Origin of the sequence: Pseudomonas paraeruginosa PA7 (assembly GCF_000017205.1) — a bacterium.
GTDB lineage: Bacteria > Pseudomonadota > Gammaproteobacteria > Pseudomonadales > Pseudomonadaceae > Pseudomonas > Pseudomonas paraeruginosa.
The window spans coordinates 4,047,208-4,062,845 of sequence record NC_009656.1; the positions used below are offsets into that span (position 1 = coordinate 4,047,208).

The 15,638-nt window shown below is 68.2% G+C and carries 14 protein-coding genes; 8 read left to right on the forward strand and 6 right to left on the reverse strand.

Annotated features, from left to right (window positions below; all coding sequences use genetic code 11):
* Positions 1 to 71 precede the first annotated feature (71 nt).
* The 4 genes from PSPA7_RS18595 to PSPA7_RS18610 form a co-directional block, all read right to left on the reverse strand.
* Positions 72 to 1,091, reverse strand: coding sequence for a hypothetical protein (locus PSPA7_RS18595; protein ID WP_012076432.1), 1,020 nt, complete (start codon positions 1,089 to 1,091; stop codon positions 72 to 74).
* A gap of 32 nt (positions 1,092 to 1,123) precedes the next feature.
* Entirely contained in the window at positions 1,124 to 1,615 is a 492-nt protein-coding gene (locus PSPA7_RS18600) for a cupin domain-containing protein (protein ID WP_012076433.1), read from the reverse strand.
* A 126-nt stretch (positions 1,616 to 1,741) separates the two neighbouring features.
* Positions 1,742 to 2,671, reverse strand: a complete 930-nt coding sequence (locus PSPA7_RS18605) for a LysR family transcriptional regulator (protein WP_003154798.1) — start codon at positions 2,669 to 2,671, stop codon at positions 1,742 to 1,744.
* 50 nt (positions 2,672 to 2,721) lie between these two features.
* Complete coding sequence (locus PSPA7_RS18610; protein WP_079262190.1) at positions 2,722 to 4,371, reverse strand: ABC-F family ATP-binding cassette domain-containing protein; 1,650 nt, start codon at positions 4,369 to 4,371, stop codon at positions 2,722 to 2,724.
* A gap of 195 nt (positions 4,372 to 4,566) precedes the next feature.
* Here PSPA7_RS18610 and PSPA7_RS18615 point away from each other — a divergent pair, with 195 nt between their 5' ends.
* The gene (locus PSPA7_RS18615) at positions 4,567 to 4,902 is read left to right on the forward strand and encodes a hypothetical protein (protein ID WP_012076435.1); all 336 of its coding nucleotides are present in this window, start codon (positions 4,567 to 4,569) and stop codon (positions 4,900 to 4,902) included.
* On the opposite strand, the gene PSPA7_RS18620 is transcribed toward PSPA7_RS18615, so the two are convergent.
* Positions 4,860 to 5,471 (reverse strand): tRNA-uridine aminocarboxypropyltransferase, encoded by a 612-nt coding sequence (locus PSPA7_RS18620; RefSeq protein WP_012076436.1) that lies wholly within the window; start codon positions 5,469 to 5,471, stop codon positions 4,860 to 4,862. The genes PSPA7_RS18615 and PSPA7_RS18620 overlap by 43 nt on opposite strands.
* A 295-nt stretch (positions 5,472 to 5,766) precedes the next feature.
* Between PSPA7_RS18620 and bdlA the strand changes: the two genes are divergently transcribed.
* On the forward strand, positions 5,767 to 7,020 hold the full coding sequence (bdlA, locus tag PSPA7_RS18625; protein WP_079262243.1) for a biofilm dispersion protein BdlA: 1,254 nt from the start codon (positions 5,767 to 5,769) through the stop codon (positions 7,018 to 7,020).
* Positions 7,021 to 7,023: 3 nt separating this feature from the next.
* On the opposite strand, the gene PSPA7_RS18630 is transcribed toward bdlA, so the two are convergent.
* A complete protein-coding gene (locus PSPA7_RS18630) occupies positions 7,024 to 7,917 on the reverse strand; it encodes a LysR family transcriptional regulator (RefSeq protein WP_003082969.1) in 894 nt (297 codons plus the stop codon).
* Positions 7,918 to 8,124: 207 nt separating this feature from the next.
* Here PSPA7_RS18630 and speB point away from each other — a divergent pair, with 207 nt between their 5' ends.
* From speB to PSPA7_RS18660, 6 genes are all read left to right on the forward strand, one after another.
* Positions 8,125 to 9,084: an agmatinase gene (speB, locus tag PSPA7_RS18635; protein WP_012076438.1), complete on the forward strand. Its 960-nt coding sequence runs from the start codon at positions 8,125 to 8,127 to the stop codon at positions 9,082 to 9,084.
* A 14-nt stretch (positions 9,085 to 9,098) separates the two neighbouring features.
* Positions 9,099 to 9,518: a YybH family protein gene (locus PSPA7_RS18640; RefSeq protein ID WP_003157764.1), complete on the forward strand. Its 420-nt coding sequence runs from the start codon at positions 9,099 to 9,101 to the stop codon at positions 9,516 to 9,518.
* Positions 9,519 to 9,536: 18 nt separating this feature from the next.
* Positions 9,537 to 11,048 carry a purine-cytosine permease family protein gene (locus PSPA7_RS18645; protein WP_012076439.1) on the forward strand — a complete coding sequence of 504 codons (1,512 nt, stop codon included), beginning with the start codon at positions 9,537 to 9,539 and terminating at the stop codon, positions 11,046 to 11,048.
* A 93-nt stretch (positions 11,049 to 11,141) separates the two neighbouring features.
* Positions 11,142 to 12,533: a sodium:solute symporter family protein gene (locus PSPA7_RS18650; protein ID WP_012076440.1), complete on the forward strand. Its 1,392-nt coding sequence runs from the start codon at positions 11,142 to 11,144 to the stop codon at positions 12,531 to 12,533.
* A gap of 75 nt (positions 12,534 to 12,608) precedes the next feature.
* On the forward strand, positions 12,609 to 14,210 hold the full coding sequence (locus tag PSPA7_RS18655) for a 5-guanidino-2-oxopentanoate decarboxylase (RefSeq protein ID WP_012076441.1): 1,602 nt from the start codon (positions 12,609 to 12,611) through the stop codon (positions 14,208 to 14,210).
* Positions 14,211 to 14,223: 13 nt separating this feature from the next.
* On the forward strand, positions 14,224 to 15,606 hold the full coding sequence (locus tag PSPA7_RS18660; RefSeq protein ID WP_012076442.1) for an FAD-binding oxidoreductase: 1,383 nt from the start codon (positions 14,224 to 14,226) through the stop codon (positions 15,604 to 15,606).
* The last annotated feature ends 32 nt before the right edge of the window (positions 15,607 to 15,638 follow it).

The window sequence follows — 15,638 nt, forward strand, 5'->3', positions numbered from 1 at the left end:
AGCGGCGCGGCGTCAGGCGGGGTACGGAAGGGAAAAGCGGGCAGCCGACGGTGCGGGCAGCCCGGAAGGTCCTAGAAGTCCACCGGATAGGGCTTCAGTTCGCCGCTCTCATAGCGTTGCGGCAGGTTCGGCGTGGCGTTCTCCCACACCAGCAGCATCGAGCGCTTGGTCGAGTAGCCCTGGTGGCGGATGTCCGCCGGCATCGCCGCGATGTCGCCGGCGCGCATGATCACCCGCGCCCGGGGCGTACCGTCGTCCTTGTCGGCGACATCCCAGACGATCTCGTCGGAAAGCTGCAGGAACCACTCGACCCTGTCGTTACCGTGGAACACCGGGAGGATGAACTCCTCGGTGGTCGGGCAGAACAGGCTGGCCTTGCATACCGAGCTGACCGAGGGGTTCCAGGTCACGTCCGAACGCGAAAGGTACTTGAACAGGTTGAAGGCATGCAGCTCGCCTTCGTAGCCTTCGGCCGGGTGCAGTTCAGGTTCGTCCTGGGGCACATCGAGGAACTGGCGGTTCACCGGCAGGTCGTCGCGCAGCGGCGAATCGTCGGGGAGGCCGGGCATGCGCCGGGTGGCGATACGGAAACGCTCGATGGCCTCGGTGTTGTCGCCGTGCTTGCGGCCGAAGGCGCTGCCGGTCTCCTCCGGCGCGGCGAACGGATCGAAGCTGGCGTTGGTCCAGTCGCGCAGCACCGCCTTGAAGGTCGCCATGATCTTCGGCGTGTCGAACCGTTCGGTGTAGTCGACCCCCGCCTCGCGCAGCACGCCGTTGAAGGTCCCGGCGTAGAGATCGACCTTGCCGTAGTGGTTGCGCGTACCGATCACGTGGTCGAAGTTCACCCAGCCGTAGAAGAAGCCCCAGGCCACGTCGCGCATCATCGCGCGGAGGAAGGCGTCGACCGGGATCAGGTGCGAGCGCGACTGGCCCTTGGCCGGCCATTCGACGCGGGCGAAGTATTCGTCGCGCGACAGCGTGAAGGCACCGAGCCGGAAGCTGCGGTAGCCGGTGGCCGGGTCCGGACGACCGGCCTCGACCTCGTCGCTGGCGAAGCCGCGGGTCTGTTCGGGGGTATCGAGCATGGCCATGATGGCTCTCCTTGTTGTTCTCTGGCAGGCGCCTACTTGAGGCAGATGTCCGCCCACTTCTCCACCGAGAGCGGGCCGAGGATCGTCTGTTGCAGGAGCACGCAGGGCCGCGCGGCTTCGAAGCGGTAGGCGCGGCCGGCCGGCAACAGGACCTGGTGGCCGCGGCCGAGCAGCACGTAGCCCATCGGCCGGCCGCGCGGCAGGTCGCCGGCCAGCTGGGTGCCCTCGCCTTCGCGCGGCGGGCGCTCGAGGTCGAGGAAGTCGACGCGCACCTCGCCGTCCATGGAAATGGCGAACTCGTCATGGCTGCAGGCGAACCAGGGCGAGCGTCCCTCGGCGCGCAGCGCCTCGATGACGTAGCCGAGATTGAGGCCGACCACCACCTTCTCGTAAGGCGCCGAGCGGGCGGCGACCTCGAAGACGTTGGAAAAGGCATAGTGGCGGGCATCGCCCTTCACCAGTTCGATGGAACCCTTGCGGTAGTCGCCCAGGGAACCGAAGACAGTCCGAATAGCGGCATTCATCTCGTCGCACCCGTTTGTTGTTGTAGTCGTGGGGACAAGGTAAAGGCCTTGGTGGAAGGCAACAATCGGCGGGAGAACGACAGGAGTGTTCGCGAATCGCAAACAAATTCCGCTCGGCGCCCACCGTCAGCGAACCCAGCCCTTTTCCAGCAAGGGCCGGTCCCAGCAGGGCTCGTCGCTGATCCGCTCCACCAGGAAGTCGATCAGGGTGCGTACCTTCAAGGCGCGCCGCTGGGTGGCGGGAAACACCGCGGAGAAGTTGAACGACGACAACGGATAGTCGACCAGCAAAGGTAGCAGCCGGCCGCTTGCCAGGTCGGCATGCGCCACCAGCGTCGGCAGGCACACCAGCGCGGTACCGGCCAATGCGTAATCGCGCAGCAGGTGGACCGAATTGGAGCGCACCTGTCCCGCCAGGCTCAGTTCGACGGTCTCGTCGCCATGCTGGAACTGCCAGCGGTTGCGCGACGGATAGCCTTCATAGAGAGCGATCCGGTGCTCCAGCAGGTCACCCGGCCGTTGCGGCGCCGGATGCCGCTGCAGGTACTCCGGCGAGGCCAGGAACAGCCGGCGGACACTGAACAGCTTGCGTTCGATGAGCGTCTCGGCCTGCGGCGGGAACATCTGGAAGGCGATGTCGAAGCCCTCCTCTATCGGGTCGGTCAGGCGGTCGTTGACGATCACGTCCACCTCGATGTCCGGGTACAAGGCGGTGAACTCGGCCAGCAACGGGCCGAAGTGATCGATGGCGAAGCCCGGCAGCATCTGCACGCGCAGCTTGCCGGTCGGCTTGGCGCGCAGGTTGCGCATCTGCTCGGTGAGGCTGTTGAAGCCGGCCACCATGTCCGCGCATTCCTTGTAGTAGGTCTCGCCAACCTCGGAGAGGCGCACATGGCGGGTGCTACGGTGGAACAACGGGGCATTGATGAAATGCTCCAGTTGCTGGATGCGGTGGGTGACGACGGAACGGGTCACTCCGAGCTGCACGGCGGCCTTGGCGAAGTTTCCGGTCTCGGCCACCCGCACGAACGCCTCGATGCTCAGCAAACGGTCCATCTGTACCTCTCTTCTTGTTGTCGGCGTTTTCGGCAGGAGGACTGTACCGCCTATTTCCCCGCCGCCGAAATGCCATCCGCGCAATCGCGCGAACGCAGCCGCCAACCTTCCCCCGTGGCCTCCAGGCTCCCCTCCAGCCCCAGCTCGCGGAGGAACAGCGGGTCGTGGGAAACCACCAGCAGCGCCCCGCGATACTGCCGGAGCATCGTCTCCAGGGCCTGGCGGGCGGCCAGGTCGAGGTGGTTGTCCGGCTCGTCGAGCAACAGCAGCTGCGCTGGCCGGTCGGCATAGAACACCAGGGCCAGGGCGGCCTTCAGGCGTTCGCCGCCGCTCAGAGTGGCACATGGCTGGGCGAGCCGTTCGGCCGGCAAGCCGAGTTGCGCCAGACGCATGCGCAGCCAGCTCTCTCCGCGACTGCGATTGGCCTCCAGCAACTGCTCCAGCACGCCTCGCCCGTCGTCCAGCAGGCTCAGTCGCTGGTCGAGGTAGGCGGCGCCCACCGTCACCGCGCAGGTTCCCGCCAGCGGCGCCAGTTGCCCGGCCAGCAGTCGCAGCAGGGTCGACTTGCCGCTACCGTTCGGACCGACCAACGCCAGTCGTCGCGGACCGCTCAGGATCAGCTCGAGTTCGCGCAACGGCCCGCGCAGATGCGGCAGGACCGCGCCCTTCAACTCGACGATGCGCCGCTGCGCCGCCAGTTCGGCGTCGGGCGAATCGAGCAGCACCGGCGCCGCCTCCCCTACTTCCCGCGCAGCCTCGCGCACCTCGCGGTCGAGGCGCTCGCGCTCCGCCTGGTGGGCCTTGCGCAGCTTCCCGGCGCTGACCTCGCTGCGTTCCTTGAACCCACCGAGCAGGATCCTCGCCTGGTTCGCCGTCTTGCCTTCACGCCGGCCGCTGGCCTGGCGGCGCTCCTGGCGCTGCTGCTGTTCGCGCATGGCCAGGGTCTGCCGCTTGCGCTCCAGGCGACGCTGGTCCAGGCGGTGCCCGGCGGCCTCGCGCGCCTCCTCCCGGCTCCGCGCGTAGAAGGAATAGCCGCCGCCGTAGCTGCGCAGGCCGAGGGACGACAGCTCGACGATCCGCTGCATGCCCTCCAGCAGCTCGCGATCATGGCTGACCAGCAGCAGGCCGCCACGCCAGGCCTCCAGCCTCGCCCGCAGAGCGAGCCGGCCGGCACGATCGAGGTGGTTGCTCGGTTCGTCGAGGATGAGGAAGTCGGCTTCGCCGAGGAAGGCGCCGAGCAGGGCCACGCGCATGCACTCGCCACCGCTCAGGCGGGCGCTCGGGGCGTCCGCCCGCAGGTGCCCGAGGCCTTCGGCGGCCAGGGCGTCGGCCAGGCGCTGGCGGATGTCCCAGCGTTCGCCCAGGCATTCGTAGTCGGCGGCCGCCACGCTGCCCGCCTCGATCCGCGCCAGCGCCTCCAGCCATGGGCGGACGCCGGCCAGGTCGGCGACCGTCGGATAGTCGGCCGGATCGAGCTGCTGGGCCAGGTAGCGCACGCGGCCCTGGCGCCGGACGCTACCGCTGGACGGCTGCACGTGTCCGGCGAGCAGGCGCGCGAGCAGCGACTTGCCGACGCCGTTGCGTCCCACCAGCCCGGTGTGCCGGGTGTCGAAGGTTTCGTCGAGATCGGAAAACAGCAGGCTGCCGTCCGGCAGTTGGAAAGAGACGCCAGCGAGCGTCAGGGTCGACGTATTCGTCATGGATACCCCCTTGATGCCATGCATTCCCCCAGGCCACGGGCCAGGGACGGAAAACCGGCCGTGCGGACACGGCAGCATCAATTGCGCATCGGACGAACACCTCGCAAGGAAGGAAAGGCCGCGCAGTGTACTCCGCGCATGTGGCCCTGCCAATCGGGCATACTCGTTGTCCCTTCCTCGAAACGTCCGATCGATATGGCCAGACCGCGCGTCTCCGAACTCTTCGAACAGGAACCCCCGCACTGGGGCGGTCGCGGCGATCCCTACTTCTGGCGGGAAATGGCCGAGCAACTGGCGGATGCGCCCTGGCCGGCCTCCACCGAGGCATTGCACCGCCTGCTCGGCGAAACCTTCGAACGCCTCAGCGGCCATCCGCTGGACTACGACACCTGGATCTACCTCGCCCGCCACGCCCACGGCGGCATGTCCAGCGGCATGGTCAGCCCGGAATTCTGGCGCGACACCGCCATCCCGGAGCTGCTCGAACGCTATCGGCGGCGGCGCTCATGGCCGAGGTGGTTGCGCCGGTAGGTCTCTTCGCCCATCGCCGCGATCTGCCCCTCGATGAGGGCGTCGAACGGCTTCAGCAGGGCCTCGTAGGTGCGCGGCGCCTCCAGTTCGTCGAGCGCCGCGGCGATCGCCTCGATGGTCGACAACGCCCCCTCCCCCGGCGCCTTGCGCAAGCGATAGCGCGACGACAGCCCCTCGCCCAGGCTAACCCGCGGCAGCGCCGCCAATCCGGGATTCAGGTGCAACAGCTTGCGCGCCTTGCGCCAGGTGCCATCCGGCACCACCAGCAACAGGGGCTCGGCGCCGGCCTCGGCGGCCCGCTCCGCCAACGCTCGCGCCTGCTCGCCGGGGAACAGCAGGCAGGCCCGGTGGCCGGGCCTGCGCCAGGTCTCTTCGGCGAAGCGCTCGCCGACCCGCAGTTCCGCGTTGCGCAGGCCGAGCACCGCCAGCCCGGCGGTGTTCAGCGCATGGCCGACCTCGCTCGGGTGCTGCAGCACCAGCACCCGGGTGCGCGACGGCAGGGACGGAATCAGCGCACAGAGGCAGTGACTGGCGGGGCGAGCGCAACGCTCGCAGCGGCTACGGGACATCGGCGGCTCCTGGAGGGCGCCCAGTGTGCCACAGGTAGCGCTATAACCGGGACATAGCCCTGGCGTCATATTTCCGACGAAAGGCGGTAAATTGTTTCACTCATTGAGAATAACGACGAATTTTTGTCGTTCAATGGAAAAATACAATCGATCCGCCCTCTCAATTCCCCTTCGCCGGCGCCGAAGACTGGAAGGAGGCCCCTCTCTCTATCCAAGGAACTTTCTCATGTTCACTCGCAAGTACCGACAGATGAACGCCGACTTGCAACAGCAACTCGCCGCCGAACGCCTGCACATGGAGGCGCTGGACCGCTCCATGGCGCGCGTGGAGTTCGACCCCGAAGGCAGCATCGTCGACGCCAATGAGAATTTCCTGAACCTGCTGGGCTACCGCCGCGAGGAAATCCTCGGCAAGCCGCATCGCCAGCTCTGCGACGGCAGCTACGCGCAATCGGACGAATACCGGCGCTTCTGGGAGCGCCTGCGGCGCGGCGAACACTTCTCCGGACGCTGCAAGCGCATCACCCGCGAGGGGCGGCCGCTCTGGCTGGAGGCCACCTACAACCCGGTGCGCGACGAGCAGGGCCGCCTGCTCAAGGTGGTCAAGTATGCCAGCGACATCGACGCCATCGTCCATCAGGAACACGAGATGCAGAGCAAGCTCGACGCCCTGTCGCGTTCGATGGCGATGATCGAGTTCGATCTGGACGGCAACGTCCTCGACGCCAACGACAACTTCCTCGCCACCATGGGCTACGGCCGCGCCGAGCTGGCCAACGCCAACCACCGCCAGTTCTGCGAGGCGGCCTACCGCGACGGCTCGCAGTACGCCGACCTGTGGCGCCGGCTGAATCGTGGCGAGTATGTCACCGGGCAGTTCCGCCGGGTCCACCGCAATGGCCAGCCGGTCTGGCTGGAGGCCAGCTACAACCCGGTCTACGACGCCGACGGCAAGCTGTACAAGGTGGTCAAGTTCGCCAGCGACGTCAGCGACCGCATGCGCCGCTACCAGGCCGAGGCGGACAACGCCCAGCAGGCCCATACGCTGTCCACCGAGACCCGCACCGTCGCCGAGCACGGCGCGCTGATCATCCAGAGCGCGGTGGAGGAAATGCTCAAGATCGCGAACACCCTGGACGCCTCGTCGCTGAACATCGGCGAACTGTCGCAGCATTCGCAGCAGATCACCTCGATCGTCAACACCATCCGCGAGATCGCCGAGCAGACCAACCTGCTCGCCCTCAACGCCGCCATCGAGGCCGCCCGCGCCGGCGACCAGGGACGCGGCTTCGCCGTGGTGGCCGACGAGGTACGGCAGCTGGCGGAGCGCACCAGCAAGTCGACCAAGGAGATCGCCGACATGATCGGCCGCATCCAGACCGGCACGCGCAGCGTCATCGACGACATGCAGCACAGCCAGGAACAGGCCCGCCGCGGGGTGGAGCTGGCGAACGAGGCCGGCACCGCGATCCTCGGCATCCGCGAGAGCACGCACAAGGTGGTGGAGGCGGTGCAGCAGTTCTCGCGCACCCTAAACGCCGATCTCTAGGGCTCAGGCCAGGCTCATCTGCGTCCGCAACTGGTCGCGGAAGGCCTGGATCAGCGGCTCGCGCGAACGGCCGCGACGGAGGATCAGGGAGAACGGCGCCTGGTAGCCGAAGGTCGCCGGCAACAGGGCGCGCAGGCGCCCCTGCTCGACCCAGGGATGGGCATAGTGCTCAGGCAGGTAGCCGATGTAGCCGCCGGAAAGGATCAGGATCAGCTGCGCCTCCATGCTCTCCACGGTGCCGGCGCTGTGCTTGAAACCGTGCCGGGCCAGCTCGGCCTGGCTCCAGTAGCCGCGACCGACCATGCGCTGCTGGGTGATCAGGTCGGCGGGAATTCGCCGCCCGTCGAACAGCGGATGCCGGTCGCTGCAGTACAGCCAGTGCTGCTCGCGGTACAGCGGCTGGTAGACCAGCCCGTTCATGCGGCTGGAAAAGGCGCCGATGGCCAGATCCTGGCGGTTCTCCAGCACGCTCAGCTGCAATTCGTAGGGGCTCTGCACCAGCAGGTGCAGGTGCACCGCCGGATGCTCGCGGCTGAAGGCGCCGATCACCTCGGCCAGCGGCAGCGCCGGATCGCTCACCGTGGAGTCGAGCACGCCGAGGTTCAGGGTGCCGCGCAGCTCGCCTTTCAGCGCCAGCGCATAGCGCTCGAAACCCTCCAGTTCGCCGAGGATGCGCAGAGTCTCCTGGTGGAACAGCTCGCCCTTGCTGGTCAGGCTGAAGCCGCCACGGCCGCGGTGGCAGAGCACGATGCCGAGCTGGTTCTCCAACTGGCTCATGTAGGTGCTGATCGCCGAGGTCGACAGGTTCAACTCCTGCTGGGCGGCGGCGAAGCCCTGGTGGCGCACCACCGCGGCGAAGATGCGCAACAGGCGCAGGTCGGGCAAGGCGTTGGACACGGCGACTCCGGTTTGCGGGGCGATGATTTCGGACAGCGGGCCGGGGCCACGGCCGCCGTCCGGGCTCGGCGGCGAAGTCTAGCCGCTTCGCCATTAGTTTAGAAATCTCTGAACTGATTATTTGTAGCCAGCGATTTGACTCGCTACCGGCTGTGAAGAGAATCCGTCCGACCCCTAAAACAACCACAACGACCGTGAGGCCACCCCGTGGACAAGAATCTCCACCAGCCCCTGGGCGGCAATGAAATGCCCCGCTTCGGCGGCATCGCCACCATGATGCGCCTGCCCCATGTCCAGTCCCCCGCCGAACTCGACGCCCTCGATGCCGCCTTCGTCGGCGTGCCTCTCGACATCGGCACCTCCCTGCGTTCCGGTACCCGCTTCGGCCCCCGCGAGATCCGCGCCGAATCGGTGATGATCCGCCCCTACAACATGGCCACCGGCGCCGCCCCCTTCGACTCGCTGAACGTGGCGGACATCGGCGACGTCGCGATCAACACCTTCAACCTGCTGGAAGCCGTGCGCATCATCGAGCAGGAATACGACCGCATCCTCGGCCACGGCATCCTCCCGCTGACCCTCGGCGGCGACCACACCATCACCCTGCCGATCCTCCGCGCGATCAGGAAAAAGCACGGCAAGGTCGGCCTGGTCCACATCGACGCCCACGCCGACGTCAACGACCACATGTTCGGCGAGAAGATCGCCCACGGCACCACCTTCCGCCGCGCGGTGGAAGAAGACCTGCTGGATTGCGACCGCGTGGTGCAGATCGGCCTGCGCGCCCAGGGCTACACCGCCGAGGACTTCAACTGGAGCCGCAAGCAGGGCTTCCGCGTGGTGCAGGCCGAGGAGTGCTGGCACAGGTCGCTGGAGCCGCTGATGGCCGAGGTCCGCGAGAAGGTCGGCGGCGGCCCCGTCTACCTGAGCTTCGACATCGACGGCATCGACCCGGCCTGGGCGCCCGGCACCGGCACCCCGGAAATCGGCGGCCTGACCACCATCCAGGCGATGGAAATCATCCGCGGCTGCCAGGGCCTGGACCTGGTCGGCTGCGACCTGGTCGAAGTCTCTCCGCCCTACGACACCACCGGCAACACTTCGTTGCTGGGCGCCAACCTGCTCTATGAAATGCTCTGCGTCCTCCCGGGCGTGGTGCGTCGCTGAGCCGTGACGCGAGCATGACCGACGAGCGCGTCGAACAGGTGCTGGAGGCCGCCCGCCGACTGGTGGCGGCCTTCGCCCGCAACGATGCCGAGGCCTATTTCGCCGCTTTCAGCGAGGACGCCAGCTTCATCTTCCACAACTGGCCGCAGCCGCTGCGCTCGCGCGCGGCCTACCGCGAGCTGTGGGAGCGCTGGCGACGCGAGGACGGCTTCGAAGTGCTGGCGTGCGAATCCAGCAATACCTGCGTCAGCCTGCAAGGCGACCTGGCGATCTTCAGCCACGACGTCGCCACGCGGCTGCGCCTCCAGGGAACGGAAAGCCTGAACCGTGAACGGGAAACCATCCTGTTCCGCCTAGAACAACAAGAAGGCCGTTGGCTGGCCTGCCATGAGCACTTGTCGGCGATGCCGGAGCACCTGCCATCGACTAGCTAGCTCTCCCGGGAGAACGTCATGGATAACAACAATAACCAACACGCAATCACACGCATCGAAACCTTCGGGGTCGAACAGATTCCCGACCACGAACGCAACGCCACGCCGGTCGATCTGTTCCGCATGATCTTCGGCGGCGCCAATACCTTCGCCACCGCCGTGCTCGGCAGCTTCCCGGTGCTCTTCGGGCTTTCCTTCCAGGCCGGGCTGTGGGCGATCCTGCTGGGCGTCACGCTCGGCGCGCTGATCCTCGCCCCGATGGGCCTGTTCGGCCCGCTCAACGGCACCAACAACGCGGTCTCCTCCGGCGCGCACTTCGGCGTGCACGGGCGCATCGTCGGCTCCTTCCTCTCGCTGCTGACCGCCATCGCCTTCTTCTCGCTCTCGGTGTGGAGTTCCGGCGACGCCCTGGTCGGCGGCGCCCGGCGCCTGGTCGGCCTGGAAGAGAGCGAACTGAACCTGGGCTTGGCCTACGGCCTGTTCGCCGTGCTGGTGCTGACCGTATGCATCTACGGCTTCCGCTTCATGCTGCTGGTCAACAGGATCGCCGTGTGGGCCGCCAGCCTGCTGTTCCTGCTCGGCCTGTTCGCCTTCGCCGGCCCCTTCGACGCCGCCTACGCCGGCAGCGTGCGGCTCGGCCAGCCGGGCTTCTGGGCCGCCTTCACCGGCGCCACCCTGCTGGCCATGAGCAACCCGATCTCCTTCGGCGCCTTCCTCGGCGACTGGGCCCGCTACATCCCGCGCCGGACCTCGCAGGCACGGATCATGCTGGCGGTGATCGGCGCGCAGCTGGCGACCCTGGTTCCCTTCCTGTTCGGCCTCGCCACCGCGACCATCGTCGCCGTCCGCGCGCCGGACTACATCGCCGCCAACAACTATGTCGGCGGCCTGCTGGCCATCGCTCCCGGCTGGTTCTTCCTGCCGGTATGCCTGATCGCGGTGATCGGCGGCATGTCCACCGGCACCACCTCGCTGTACGGCACCGGGCTGGACATGTCCAGCGTATTCCCGCGCCTGCTCTCGCGGGTGCAGGCCACGGTGCTGATCGGGGTCGCCTCGATCGGCTTCATCTTCGTCGGCCGCTTCGCCTTCAACCTGGTGCAGAGCGTCTCCACCTTCGCCGTGCTGATCGTCACCTGCACCACCCCGTGGATGGTGATCATGCTGATCGGCCTGCTGACCCGCCGCGGCTTCTACCGCCCGGACGACCTGCAGGTGTTCACCCGCGGCCAGCGCGGCGGCGTCTACTGGTTCGAGCACGGCTGGAACTGGCGCGGGATGGGCGCCTGGATTCCCAGCGCGGCGGCCGGCCTGGCCTTCGTCAACCTGCCGGGGCAATTCGTCGGCCCGCTCGGCGAGCTGGCCGGCGGCATCGACCTCAGCCTGCCGGTCGCCCTCGGCCTGGCCGCCCTGCTCTACCTGGCGCTGCTGCGCCTGTTCCCGGAACCGCCTTGCGTCTACGGCCCGCGAGGTCCGCGCTGGGTGCGCGCGCACGGCACGCGGAGGGCGCCGGCGATAGCCGCCGCCTGAGGCGGAGTACACACACGGCGGGACGCCAGCGTCCCGCGCTTCCGGCGCCTCGCCGGATACAACAATGACAATGAGAAACCTGGGAGACCTGATATGGCCCTCGACATATTCGTCGTTCTGATCTACGCCGCGGGCATGATCGCGCTCGGCTGGTACGGCATGCGCCGCGCCAAGACCCGCGACGACTACCTGGTGGCCGGCCGCAACCTCGGCCCCGGCTTCTATCTGGGGACCATGGCCGCCACCGTCCTCGGCGGCGCCTCCACCATCGGCACCGTGCGCCTGGGCTACGTCCATGGCATCTCCGGCTTCTGGCTGTGCGGCGCGATCGGCCTCGGCATCGTCGGCCTCAGCCTGTTCCTGGCCAAGCCGCTGCTGAAGCTGAAGATCTACACCGTCACCCAGGTCCTGGAGCGTCGCTACAACCCCGCCGCGCGCCACGCCAGCGCCCTGATCATGCTGGTCTACGCGCTGATGATCGGCGCCACCTCGACCATCGCCATCGGCACCGTCATGCAGGTCCTGTTCGGCCTGCCGTTCTGGGTCTCGATCCTGATCGGTGGCGGTGTCGTGGTGCTCTACTCCACCATCGGCGGCATGTGGTCGCTGACCTTGACCGACATCGTGCAGTTCCTGATCATGACCGTCGGCCTGGTGTTCCTGCTGATGCCGCTGTCGATCAACGACGCCGGCGGCTGGGACGCCCTGGTGGCCAAGCTGCCGGCCAGCTACTTCGACTTCACCGCGATCGGCTGGGACACCATCGTCACCTACTTCCTGATCTACTTCTTCGGTATCTTCATCGGCCAGGACATCTGGCAGCGGGTGTTCACCGCCCGCAGCGAGACCGTGGCCAAGGTCGCCGGCTCCGCCGCCGGTATCTACTGCGTGCTCTACGGCATGGCCGGGGCGCTGATCGGGATGGCCGCCAAGGTCCTGCTGCCGGACCTGGAGAACGTCAACAACGCCTTCGCCAGCGTGGTCGAGCACAGCCTGCCGAACGGCATCCGCGGCCTGGTCATCGCCGCCGCCCTGGCGGCGCTGATGTCCACCGCCAGCGCCGGCCTGCTGGCGGCTTCCACCACCGTCACCCAGGACCTGCTGCCGCGCCTGCGCCGCGGCCGCGGCCAGTCCGACAACGGCGACGTGCACGAGAACCGCATCGCCACCCTGCTGCTGGGCCTGGTAGTGCTCGGCATCGCCCTGGTGGTCAGCGACGTGATCAGCGCCCTGACCGTGGCCTACAACCTGCTGGTAGGCGGCATGCTGGTCCCGCTGATCGGCGCGATCTACTGGAAGCGCGCCAGCACCGCCGGTGCCATCACCAGCATGACCCTTGGCTTCCTTACCGTGCTGGCGTTCATGATCAAGGACGGCCTCGACGCCAATACGCCGATCTACTACAGCCTGGCGGTCGGCCTGCTCAGCTTCGTTCTGGTCAGTCTGTTCACCCGGCGCCCGGCGGGTGTCGCCAGCGCCGCCTGAACCAGGCACAACCCCGACAGGCGAGGGACCTTCCCTCGCCTGTTCCATTCCCGAGAACATGAAAAAGGAACGGCCATGACCACCTGCGGCGAATTCCTCGTCAAGCAACTCGAAGCCTGGGGCGTCGAGACCGTCTTCGGCATCCCCGGCGTGCATACCGTAGAGCTTTACCGCGGCCTGCCCGGCAGCCGCATCCGCCATGTCACCCCGCGCCACGAGCAGGGCGCCGGCTTCATGGCGGACGGTTACGCGCGGGTCACCGGCAAGCCCGGCGTATGCTTCATCATCACCGGCCCGGGGATGACCAACATCCTCACCGCCATGGCCCAGGCCTACGCCGACTCGATCCCGATGCTGGTGATCTCCAGCGTCAACGAGCGCGCGCGCCTGGCCCACGGCAACGGCTACCTGCACGAGTTGCCGAACCAGCGCGACCTGGTGGCCAACGTCTGCGCCTTCAGCCATACCCTGATGAGCGCCGAGGAGCTGCCGGCGGTGCTCGCCCGCGCCTTCGCCGTGTTCGACGGCGAGCGGCCGCGGCCGGTGCACATCGAGCTGCCGCTCGACGTCATCACCGCTCCCGCCGAGCACCTGGCCCTGCGCCCGCGCACCGTCGCCAGCCGTCCGGCGCCGGCCCTCGCGCCCTTGCGCGAAGCGGCGGCGCGCCTGCGCAACGCGAAGAAGCCACTGCTGCTGCTCGGCGGCGGCTGCCTCGAGGCCGCCGCCGAGGCCCGAGCCCTGGCCGCCGCGCTGGACGCGCCAACCGCCCTGACGATCAACGCCAAGGGCCTGCTGCCAGCCGACCACCCGCTGCTGCTGGGCAGCAACCAGTCCTGCGTGCCGGTACGCGAACTGGCCGCGGAGGCCGACGTGGTGCTGGCCATCGGCACCGAGCTGGGCGAAACCGACTACGACGTGGTGTTCGACGGCGGCTTCGCCCTCAATGGCGAGCTGATCCGCATCGACATCGACCCGCAGCAACTGATGCGCAACCACACACCGAGCCTGGCCATCCATAGCGACGCCCGGCTGGCCATGCGCGTGCTGCTGGCCGAACTGCCGGGCGCCGAGGCCTCGCCGCACAGCCCCGGGGCCCGGCGCGCCGCCGCCGTGCGCCAGCGCCTGGCCGAAGACTTCGCCGGCTGGTCGCACTATCGCCAGCTGTTCGCCGCGATCCTCGCCGAGTGGCCGGACGCCCGCTTCGTCGGCGACTCGACCCAGACCGTCTACAGCGGCAACCATCTGGTCGATCTCGACGAGCCACGCCGCTGGTTCAACGCCTCCACCGGCTACGGCACCCTCGGCTATGGCCTGCCCGCCGCCATCGGCGCCAAGCTCGGCGAGCCGGGACGCCCGGTGGTCAGCCTGATGGGCGATGGCGGCCTGCAGTTCACCCTGCCGGAGCTGGCCAGCGCGGTGGAGGCCAAGGTCGGCATCGTCGTGCTGCTGTGGAACAACCACGGCTATGGCGAGATCAAGCGCTACATGGAGCGACGCGAGATCACTCCGCTCGGGGTCGATATCTACACCCCGGACTTCCTCGCCATCGCCCGCGGCTTCGGCTGCGCCGCCGAACGCGCGCGCGATCTCGAGCACCTGCGCGAACTGCTGCGCGACGCCCCGGCGGACCGTCCGCTGATCGTCGAGGTGCTGCAGGCCGCGCCCTTCCATCCCTGACCCGGAGCCCGCCATGGACGATACCGAACTCTACCGCTCCCTCCGCGAGATCCTCGGCGCCCGTGGCGTGCGCGACGGCGCCGCGCTCGCCGGGCAGGACCCCGGCTATCATCCGCAGAACCTCGCCGGAAGCTTCCTGGTCCTGCCGGAAAGCACCGCCCAGGTCGCCGCCGTGGTACGCCTGTGCCGCCAGGCGGGGCGCGCTCTGGTGCCCCAGGGCGGACTCACCGGCCTGGTCGGCGGCGCCGCCGCGCAAGCCGGCGACGTGCTGCTCTCGCTGCGCCGGCTGAATCGCGTCCACCAGTTGGATGCGGCCAGCCAGACCCTCGACCTCGACGCCGGCGTCACCCTCGAACAGGCCCAGGCGCTGGCCGCCGAGGCCGGGCTCGATCCCGGCATCGACCTCGCCGCGCGCGGCAGCGCCAGCATCGGCGGGCTGGTCGCGACCAACGCCGGCGGCATCCGCGCCTTCCGCTTCGGCACCATGCGCCAGCGCGTGCTCGGCCTGGAAGCGGTGCTCGCCGACGGCAGCGTCTACAGCGACCTGCGCGGGCTGCTGAAGAACACCACCGGCTATGACCTCAAGCAATTGTTCGTCGGTGCCGAAGGCACCCTCGGCATCGTCACCCGTGCGGTATTGCGCCTGGAGCCGTTGCAGCGTCCCGGCGCCACCGCCCTGCTCGGCCTGCCCGGCGTCGACGCGGCGATCGCCATCGCCGCGCGCCTGCGCCGCGAGCACGCGGAACGCCTGTTCGCCTGCGAGATTCTCTGGCACGACTACCTGCAATGCACCGCCGCGCCCATGGGCGACAGCGTGCCGAGCCTGGCGCCCTGTCCGCTCTACCTGCTGGTGGAACTGGCCGAGGACCGCCACCTGGACGCCGGCGAGGCGCTCACCACCCTGCTGGAAAGCTGCTTCGAGGACGGGCTGGTGGAAGACGCCCTGCTCGCCGCCAACGAAACCCAGCGCCTGGCCATCTGGCGCCTGCGCGAGGATTCCGACGCAGCGATCCACGCCGGCGTCGACAGCCTGTCCTTCGACGTATCGCTGCCGGTGCCGGCCCTGGCCGGCTACGTCGAGCGCATCCAGCGGCGCCTGGGCGAGTTGGTGGAAGGCATGCGGGTCTTCCTCTTCGGCCATTTCCTCGACGGCAATCTGCACGTCATGCTCGCCGCCGACGTCCCGCTGCTGCCGCTGCACCAGGCGGTGGAGGAAATCCTCTACGGCGAGTTGGGCGAATGCGCCGGCGTGATCTCCGCCGAGCACGGCATCGGCCTGGAGAAGAAGGAAGCCCTGGGTCGCTACGCCGATCCGCTGAAGCTCGCGCTGATGGCGCAGATAAAGGAGCTGCTCGACCCCAGCGGGCTGTTCAACCCGGGCAAGGTCATACCCTGAAGGCCTATCCTCCTGGGATAGCCTTTCCACCG